Origin of the sequence: Streptomyces sp. (assembly GCF_031178505.1) — a bacterium.
GTDB lineage: Bacteria > Actinomycetota > Actinomycetes > Streptomycetales > Streptomycetaceae > Streptomyces > Streptomyces gulbargensis.
In genome coordinates, this window is sequence record NZ_JAPSIW010000288.1 from 1 (window position 1) to 7899 (window position 7899).

Sequence of the window (7899 nt, forward strand, 5' to 3'; positions counted from 1 at the left end):
AGGTGCCCTGGGTCACCGACGGCGCCTTCTCGCCCGACGGCGAACACCTCGTCCTGCGCGGCTACTTCAGCGCCCGCGAGTACCCGTGGCGGAACGGCCGCCCCGAGGGCGACGGCACCTCCGTCGGTGCCCCCTTCCAGGGGCAGGCCGAGTCGGTGACGTACACGCTCGACGGCTCGGCGTTCATGTTCGGCTCCGAGGGCCGCGACAGCCGGGTGATCCGGGTGGACCGCACCCGCGCCGACCACCCCTCGCAGGAGCAGCGCGGCACCCCCGACCGGCCGGGCGCCGCCTCCCCGACCCCGCCGGCCGCCGGCGCCCCCGGCGGTGAGCAGGGGAACGCCACCTTCGGCTTCCTGGTCCTCGCCGGTGCCACCGCGCTCGTCCTCGGCGCCAAGCGCCTCCTGCGGCGCGGCGGCGGCCGGGGCGGCGACTGACCGTCCCCGGGGCGAGACTGGAAGGAGACCGCCGGAGTCCCGAAGCCGGGCGGGGAACGGTCCCCACGAGGTGTGGAGGAATCATGACGGCATTCAGGCGCGAGGACACACCCGTCGCCATCGAGGGCGGTGGCGTCGACTTCCGCACGCGCGAGGCCGGGGGCGACCTGTCCGTCGCCTTCATCCACCTGCCCGAGGGCACCGACATGGGACCGGCGCTCAAGGGCCTGGAGGACGACCTCTGCCAGTGCCCCCACTGGGGCTACGTCCTCAAGGGGAAGATCAGGATGCGGACCGCCTCGGGCGAGGAGTTCTACGAGGCCGGGCAGGCCTACTACTGGGGACCCGGACACGCCCCCGAGGCGCTCCAGGACACCGATGTCGTGGAGTTCTCCCCGACCGCCGAGTTCACCGCGGTGATCGACCACGTGAAGGCGCAGTCGGCCGCCGGCTGAACCCGGAGCCGTACGGAGGTCCGGGCGTACGCGACGGGGCCCGGTGCCGGACGCTCACGCGTCCCGCACCGGGCCCCGCCGGAAAGGAATCCCGCGCCGCCGCGGGACCCGCCTACAGCTTCTCGATCACGTGGTCGACGCAGGCCGTCAGCGCCCGCACGTCCGCCGGGTCGACCGCCGGGAACATCGCGATCCGCAGCTGGTTGCGGCCCAGCTTGCGGTACGGCTCGGTGTCCACGATCCCGTTCGCGCGCAGCACCTTCGCGACCGCCGCCGCGTCGATCTCGTCCGCGAAGTCGATCGTGCCGATGACCTGCGAGCGCTTCGCCGGGTCCGTCACGAACGGAGCCGCGTACTTCGACTCCTCCGCCCAGCCGTACAGCGCCTGCGAGGACTCCTTCGTCCGGGCCACGGCCCAGTCGAGACCGCCCTGGCCGTTGATCCACTTCAGCTGCTCGTTCAGCAGGAAGAGGGTCGCCAGCGCCGGCGTGTTGTACGTCTGGTTCTTCAGCGAGTTGTCGATCGCCGTCGGCAGCGAGAAGAACTCCGGGACGTGCCGGCCGGACGCGTGGATCCGCTGCGCCCGCTCCAGGGCCGCCGGCGAGAACGCCGCCAGCCACAGGCCGCCGTCCGCCGCGAACGACTTCTGCGGGGCGAAGTAGTAGACGTCCGTCTCGGCGATGTCGACCGGCAGGCCGCCCGCGCCCGAGGTCGCGTCGACCAGGACGAGCGCGCCCTCGTCGGCGCCCGCGACCCGCTTCAGCGGCGCGGCGACACCGGTGGAGGTCTCGTTGTGCGTGAAGGCGTACACGTCGACGCCCGCCTCGGCCACCGGCTCGGGGTGCGTGCCCGGGTCGGAGGAGATCACGGTCGGCTCGGCCAGCCACGGGGCCAGCTTCGCGGCCTTCGCGAACTTCGAGGAGAACTCGCCGAAGGTGAGGTGCTGCGACTTGTTCTCGATCAGACCGTGGGTCGCGATGTCCCAGAAGGCGGTCGAACCGCCGTTGCCCAGGATCACCTCGTAGCCCTCGGGCAGCGAGAAGAGGTCACGGATGCCGGCACGCACCTCGCCGACCAGGTTCTTCACGGGAGCCTGGCGGTGGGACGTGCCGAGGAGGGAGGTGCCGGTGGCGGCCAGGGCGTCCAGCGCCTCCGTACGCACCTTGGAGGGGCCCGCGCCGAAACGGCCGTCGGCGGGCTTGATGTCAGCGGGAATCTGGATCTCAGCCACGAGCCGGAGGGTATCGGGTCGGAAGGGGTGGGGCGGCCGGATGTCCGCCGGATGAGACGAAGTCTGGGACATCCTGGTCCTGTGGGAAGACACGACGCACTCGCCGCCGCTCTGCGCTCCGCCGTCGCCGGAGACGTCGACTTCTCCGCCGGAGCGCGGGCCCTGGCGACCATGGACGCCTCCAACTACCGCCGGGTGCCCGCCGGTACGGTCGCCCCGCGCGACGCCGCCGACGTCGCCGCCGCCCTCGCCGTCTGCCGGGAGCACGGCGTGCCCGTCGTCGCGCGCGGCGGCGGCACCTCCATCGGCGGCCAGGCCACCGGCACCGGAGTGGTGCTCGACCTCACACGGCACATGGGACGGCTCCTCTCCCTCGACCCGGACGCGCGCACCGCCGTCGTCCAGCCCGGCCTCGTCCTCGACCGGCTGCGGGAGGCCGCCCGCCCCCACGGGCTGACCTTCGGGCCCGACCCGTCCACGCACAGCCGCTGCACCCTCGGCGGCATGATCGGCAACAACGCCTGCGGGGCGCACTCGGTCGCCCACGGGACGACCGCCGACAACGTGCGCTCCCTCGAAGTGATGACGTACCGGGGCGCGGAGCTGACGCTCGGGCGGGACGGGGCGGGAGCGCCGCCCGGCCTGCTCGACCTCGTCGGCCGGCACCTGGCCCCGCTGCGCACCGGCTACCCGGACGGGCTGCCCCGCCGCATCTCCGGGTACGCCCTCGACGCCCTGCTGCCCGAACGCGGCCACGACGTGGCCCGCTCCTTCGTCGGCAGCGAGGGGACGCTCGGGGTGGTGACGGAGGCGACCGTACGGCTCGTTCCGCTGCCCGCCGCGCCCGTGCTCGTCGTCCTCGGGTACGCGGACGAGAGCGCGGCGGCCGACGCGGCGGCCGGGCTCCTCCCGTACGGGCCCCTGACGGTCGAGGGCATGGCCGCCGATCTGGTGCCGGGCGGCGGGCGGGGCCTGCCGAGGGGCGGGGCGTGGCTGTTCTGCGAGACCGACGGGGAGGCGGCGGCCCGCGCACTGGTCCGGGCGGCGGACGCGGTCGACACGGCCGTGATCCGTGACCCGGCCGGGCAGCGGGCGCTGTGGCGCGTCCGCGAGGACGCGGCCGGGACCGCCACCCGGGGCCCCGGCGGCGGAGCCGGCCCGGGACCGGACGGCGTGGCCGGAGCCGGAGGAGCGGGCCGGGGAGAGGCGTGGCCCGGCTGGGAGGACTGCGCGGTGCCGCCCGCCCGCCTCGGCGCCTATCTGCGGGAGTTCCGTGCCCTGCTGGCCGAACACGGCCTCCGGGGCGTCCCCTACGGGCACTTCGGCGAGGGCTGCGTCCACGTCCGCATCGACTTCGACCTGTGGACGGCGAAGGGCGTGGGGGAGTTCCGCCGCTTCTCCGAGGCCGTCGCCGACCTCGTCGTCGCCCACGGCGGCTCGCTCTCCGGCGAACACGGCGACGGGAAGGCGCGGGCGGAACTGCTCCCGAAGATGTACGGAGCGGAACTGGTCGGCCTGTTCGGCGCCGTGAAGGACCTGTGGGACCCGGACGGCGGCCTCAACCCCGGCATGCTCGTCCGCCCCGAACCCCTGGACTCGGGCCTGCGCTTCACCGGCCTGCCGCTCGCCGGACCGGGGCGGGAGGCGGCCCGCTGCGTCGGCGTCGCGAAATGCCGCACGGGCGGACCGGCCCCCGCCCCGGCGGCCGGAGCTCCGGTCCCGGCACCGGCGCCGGGCACGGGCGTGATGTGCCCCTCGTACCGCGTCACCGGGGAGGAGAAGCACTCCACACGGGGCCGGGCCCGGCTGCTGCACGAGATGGCGCTCGGCGAGGTGATCACCGACGGATGGCGCTCCGAGGAGGTCCGCGAGGCGCTCGACCTCTGCCTGTCCTGCAAGGGCTGCCGCAGCGACTGCCCGGTCGGCGTCGACATGGCCGCGTACAAGGCGGAGTTCCTCGACCGGCACTACGCGGGCCTGTCCGCCCTGCGCCGGCCGCGCGCCCACTGGACGGTGGGCCGGCTGCCGCACTGGCTCGGCGTCTTCGGTCGCGGCCTGAACGCGGCCATGCGCCTGCCGTTCGCGGCCCGCCTCGCCGGGATCACGCCCGAACGGTCCCTGCCGAGGGTGGCGGAGCGTTCCTTCACCTCCTGGTACGGGGAGCGGGGCTCGACCCGCCCGCCCGCGCTGACCCTCTGGCCCGACACCTTCACCGAGCACCTGGCCCCGCACGTCGGGCGGGCCGCCGTCCGGGTCCTGGAAGCGGCGGGGCTCGGCAGCACGCTGCCGCCGGGCCGGGTCTGCTGCGGGCTCACGTACGTGTCCACCGGCCAGCTGGGCGCCGCGCGGAGGGTCATGCGCCGCACCCTCGACGTCACCGAGGACCTCCGGGGACCGGTCGTGGTCCTCGAACCCTCCTGCGCGGCCACCCTCCGCGCCGACCTGCCGGCCCTGCTGCCGGACGACCCCCGGGCCGGGCGTCTGGCCGCGTCCGTACGCACCTTCGCGGAGGCCCTGGAGACCCTCGCGCCCGACTGGGAACCGCCGCGTCTCGACCGCCCCGTCACCGGGCAGACCCACTGCCACCAGCACGCCGTCCTCGGCGACGCCGCGGACCGGCGGCTGCGTGCCCGCGCCGGACTCACCGGCGACCTCGCGGGCGGCTGCTGCGGCCTGGCGGGCGACTTCGGCGTCACCCCCGGCCACTACGAGGTCTCCGTCGCCTGCGCCGAGGACCAGCTGCTCCCTGCCCTCAGGGCGGCCCCCGAGGACGCGGCCGTCCTCGCGGACGGCTTCTCCTGCCGCACCCAGATCGGCGACCTGACCCCCTACCGGGGCCGCCACCTCGCGGAACTCCTGGCGGAGGGCCTCCGGGAGGGACTGGAGGACGGGTAGGGGGCTGGGGGCGCGGGGGCCGCCGGGCCCGGGTATCGCTCCGGCTTGTCATGCTCTTGCGGCTCGGTGGGGTGGGGCTGGGTTCGTGCCCCGGGTGGGTGGGTGAAGTCCTGTCGGTGGGTGGGGAAGGCCCGGACGAGCGAACTCGACTCGGACTGCGGGTAACCCCGGGTGAATCGGCCCTCCCGGCACCCTGTTGGGTGCATTCCGTAGCGGAAATGCTCGTGGAGAGGACCCCACCCCTACCGGCGGTGACCAGCGGGCCTGAACCTCAACGGAAGGCGCGACTCTCGGAGAGAGGGCGGCCGCGCCAGAAGCTCGCGAAGGCGGGCACGCCGTTGTGCGCCGCCCGCTGCCGCGTGCGCCTCGTGACCCAAGTTCCCCCGATCGAAGGGAGGTTCGCCCTTTCGGGCCCCGCGCCCCGCCGGGCCCGTTACGCTCCGCCACAGCCGACAATGGGGGTGACTTCCTCGTGGTCAACGTCCGAGATCTGGATCCGAGCGCCTCACCGCTGAGCTACTACGGATCCGAACTCCGCCGCCTACGCGAAGCCGCAGGCCTCCGACAAGCCCAGTTGGGCGAGATCGTGTACTGCACGGGCTCCCTCATCGGCCAGATCGAGACCGCGAAGAAGGTCCCCACCCGGGACTTCTCCGAGCGCATCGACGCCGCCCTGATGACGGGGGGCGTGTTCTCGCGCCTGATCGGCCTCGTGCTGCGGAGCCAACTTCCGAACTGGTTCCAGCCGTACGCGGAGATGGAAGCGAAGGCCGCGTACATCTCCACGTACCAGTGCCAGCTCGTCTACGGCCTGCTGCAGACGGAGGCGTACGCCCGTGCCGTGCTGAGTGTCGAGGGCACCGACACACTGGACGAGAGGGTGGCGGCCCGCATGGAGCGGCAGCGGATACTCGACCGCGACCACCCGCCTGTCCTCTGGGTCGTCCTGGACGAGGCCGTCCTGCACCGGGAGATCGGCGGACCGGAGGTGATGCGCGAACAGTTGGCGCACCTGCTGAGCTTTGCCGACAACCCGTGGGTGCACATCCAGGTGCTGCCGAACACGGTGGGAGAACACCCTGGCCTACTCGGCTCCTTCAACCTCCTGCGTTTCGAGGACGACCCCGACCTCTTCTACTGCGAGACCTACGACTCGGGTCACATGACCGCGAATTCCCAGGTGATCAGGGAACGTTCCGTCGGTTACGCTCGCCTTCAGGCGATGGCGCTCTCGCCAGAGGATTCCGCCACGCTGATCGCGCGCGTCATGGAGGAACGGTATGGACCCGGTGCAGTGGCGTAAGTCCTCGTACAGCGGCCCCAACGGTGGCGACTGCGTCGAGTGCGCCCCCCTCGGGCCCGCCGCCTGGCGCAAGTCCTCGTACAGCGGCAACACCGGCGGCGAGTGCGTCGAGGTCGCCGATCTCTCCGCCCACGTCGCCGTGCGGGACTCCAAGGACCCCGCCGGGCCCCACTTCCGTGCCACGCCCGCCGCCTTCGCGGTGTTCGTCGCCGCCGCCGCGCAGGGGCGGCTCGGCTAAAGCTCTGACGGTTCGGCGCGGATGATGTCGCGGGCCATGGCGACCAGCGCGGCCGTCGCCGGATGCGGGAAGGCGTCGCGCCAGGCCAGCAGGACCGGGAGCGGCGGGGCGTCGGTGAGCGGGCGGTAGATGACGCCCGGGTACGGGTGGAGCGCGGCCGTGGAGGCGGAGGAGACGCCGACGCCCCGGCCGGCGGCGATGGCGGTGAGCCAGTCGTCGGTGTTGGCGACGGTGAGGGTGCTCGTCGGGCGGGCCGTGGGCGGCCAGAGGGCCGGTGCGGTGGTGCCGGAGACGGTGTTGAGGACCACCGTCTCGTCGGCGAGATCCGCGAGGGCCAGGGAGGGCCGGGCGGCGAGGGGCCCGTCGGCGGGGAGCGCGGCCACGCGGGGTTCGGTGGTCAGTTCGGTGGTGACGAGGCCGGGGGCCTCGACCGTGCCGCGCAGGAGGGCGGCGTCGACCTCGCCCCGGGCGAGACCGGCCGTGCGGTCGTCCACGCGGAGCAGCTCCAGCGGTGTTTCCGGGTGTTCGCGCTGCCAGCGGCGGAGCAGGGGCGTGGTGTACCGGCCGAACGCCGACCAGGCGTGTCCGAGGCGCAGGGGCCGGTGGCGGAGGCGGGCCGGGTCGACGGCCGCTTCGAAGGCGGCGAGGGCGGCGGCCGCCCGGTCGCGGAAGGCGTGACCTTCGGCCGTGAGGGCCAGGTGGTGGGTGGAGCGGTCCACCAGCCGTGCGCCGAGGTGCTGTTCGAGCGCGGCGAGCGTGCGGGAGACGGCCGGCTGGGTGAGGTGGAGGCGTGCCGCCGCCCGCGTCAGACTCGACTCCTCCGCGATGACGAGGAAACAGCGCAGGTGACGCAGCTCGATGCTCATGCGTCCGGAGCATAACCCCAGCGCAATCGGCATTTCCGGTGCCGCGCGGAGGGCTCGTAGCGTGAAAGCGGAATGCCGAAGACAGGGCGGGTGAGGTCCAGTATGGTGTACTGGCAGTCCAGCCTGTTGAACTGAACGTGTGAGGAGCCGCTCCGGTGGACAGCCCGGTCAAGGACATCATCCCGGCCGCGCCGGTCACCACCCCGGAGGCGGCGGCCGTACCGGATCCGGCGGGCGGGAGCGCGGGCCACCGGTTCGGGCCCGTCGCGCTCGTCGTCGCCGGCGGCCTCTCGGTCCAGTTCGGGTCGGCGGTCGCCGTGCTGCTGATGCCCCGGGCCGGTGCGCTAGGTGTCGTGACGCTGCGGCTCGTCCTGGCCGCCGCCGTGCTGCTGATCGTGTGCCGGCCGAAGGTGCGCGGCTACGGCCGCGCCGACTGGGGGACCGTCGTCGCCTTCGGCACCGCCATGGCGGGGA

At 73.8% G+C, this 7899-nt stretch carries 6 protein-coding genes and 2 pseudogenes; 6 read left to right on the plus strand and 2 right to left on the minus strand.

The genetic code is table 11. The features are described from left to right. Together RIF68_RS19425 and RIF68_RS19430 are read left to right on the plus strand one after the other, a co-directional pair. Positions 1–437 (plus strand): annotated as a pseudogene (locus tag RIF68_RS19425) (WD40 repeat domain-containing protein); the annotation flags it as partial. 83 nt (positions 438–520) lie between these two features. Next, the gene (locus RIF68_RS19430; RefSeq protein WP_309052549.1) at positions 521–892 is read left to right on the plus strand and encodes a hypothetical protein; all 372 of its coding nucleotides are present in this window, start codon (positions 521–523) and stop codon (positions 890–892) included. Positions 893–1004: 112 nt separating this feature from the next. Here RIF68_RS19430 and serC read toward each other — a convergent pair whose 3' ends face one another. Beyond that, on the minus strand, positions 1005–2123 hold the full coding sequence (gene serC / locus RIF68_RS19435; RefSeq protein ID WP_309052550.1) for a phosphoserine transaminase: 1119 nt from the start codon (positions 2121–2123) through the stop codon (positions 1005–1007). Between the two features lie 51 nt (positions 2124–2174). On the opposite strand from serC, the gene RIF68_RS19440 reads away from it, so the two are divergent. The 3 genes from RIF68_RS19440 (at position 2175) to RIF68_RS19450 (ending at position 6559) form a co-directional block, all read left to right on the plus strand. Then, positions 2175–5018 carry an FAD-binding and (Fe-S)-binding domain-containing protein gene (locus RIF68_RS19440; protein WP_309052551.1) on the plus strand — a complete coding sequence of 948 codons (2844 nt, stop codon included), beginning with the start codon at positions 2175–2177 and terminating at the stop codon, positions 5016–5018. Between the two features lie 472 nt (positions 5019–5490). After that, on the plus strand, positions 5491–6321 hold the full coding sequence (locus tag RIF68_RS19445) for a helix-turn-helix transcriptional regulator (protein WP_309052552.1): 831 nt from the start codon (positions 5491–5493) through the stop codon (positions 6319–6321). Beyond that, positions 6299–6559: a DUF397 domain-containing protein gene (locus RIF68_RS19450; protein WP_309052553.1), complete on the plus strand. Its 261-nt coding sequence runs from the start codon at positions 6299–6301 to the stop codon at positions 6557–6559. Before RIF68_RS19445 ends, RIF68_RS19450 begins: the two co-directional genes overlap by 23 nt. Here RIF68_RS19450 and RIF68_RS19455 read toward each other — a convergent pair. After that, entirely contained in the window at positions 6556–7425 is an 870-nt protein-coding gene (locus tag RIF68_RS19455; protein WP_309052554.1) for a LysR family transcriptional regulator, read from the minus strand. The genes RIF68_RS19450 and RIF68_RS19455 overlap by 4 nt on opposite strands. A gap of 179 nt (positions 7426–7604) precedes the next feature. Here RIF68_RS19455 and RIF68_RS19460 point away from each other — a divergent pair. After that, positions 7605–7899, plus strand: a pseudogene (locus tag RIF68_RS19460) (EamA family transporter); the annotation flags it as partial.

Coding starts and splice junctions, on each gene's coding strand:
- RIF68_RS19440 (WP_309052551.1), top strand. CDS start 2,175: ATGAGACGAAGTCTGGGACATCCTGGTCCTGTGGGAAGACACGACGCA.
- RIF68_RS19450 (WP_309052553.1), top strand. CDS start 6,299: ATGGACCCGGTGCAGTGGCGTAAGTCCTCGTACAGCGGCCCCAACGGT.
- RIF68_RS19455 (WP_309052554.1), bottom strand. CDS start 7,425: ATGAGCATCGAGCTGCGTCACCTGCGCTGTTTCCTCGTCATCGCGGAG.
- RIF68_RS19430 (WP_309052549.1), top strand. CDS start 521: ATGACGGCATTCAGGCGCGAGGACACACCCGTCGCCATCGAGGGCGGT.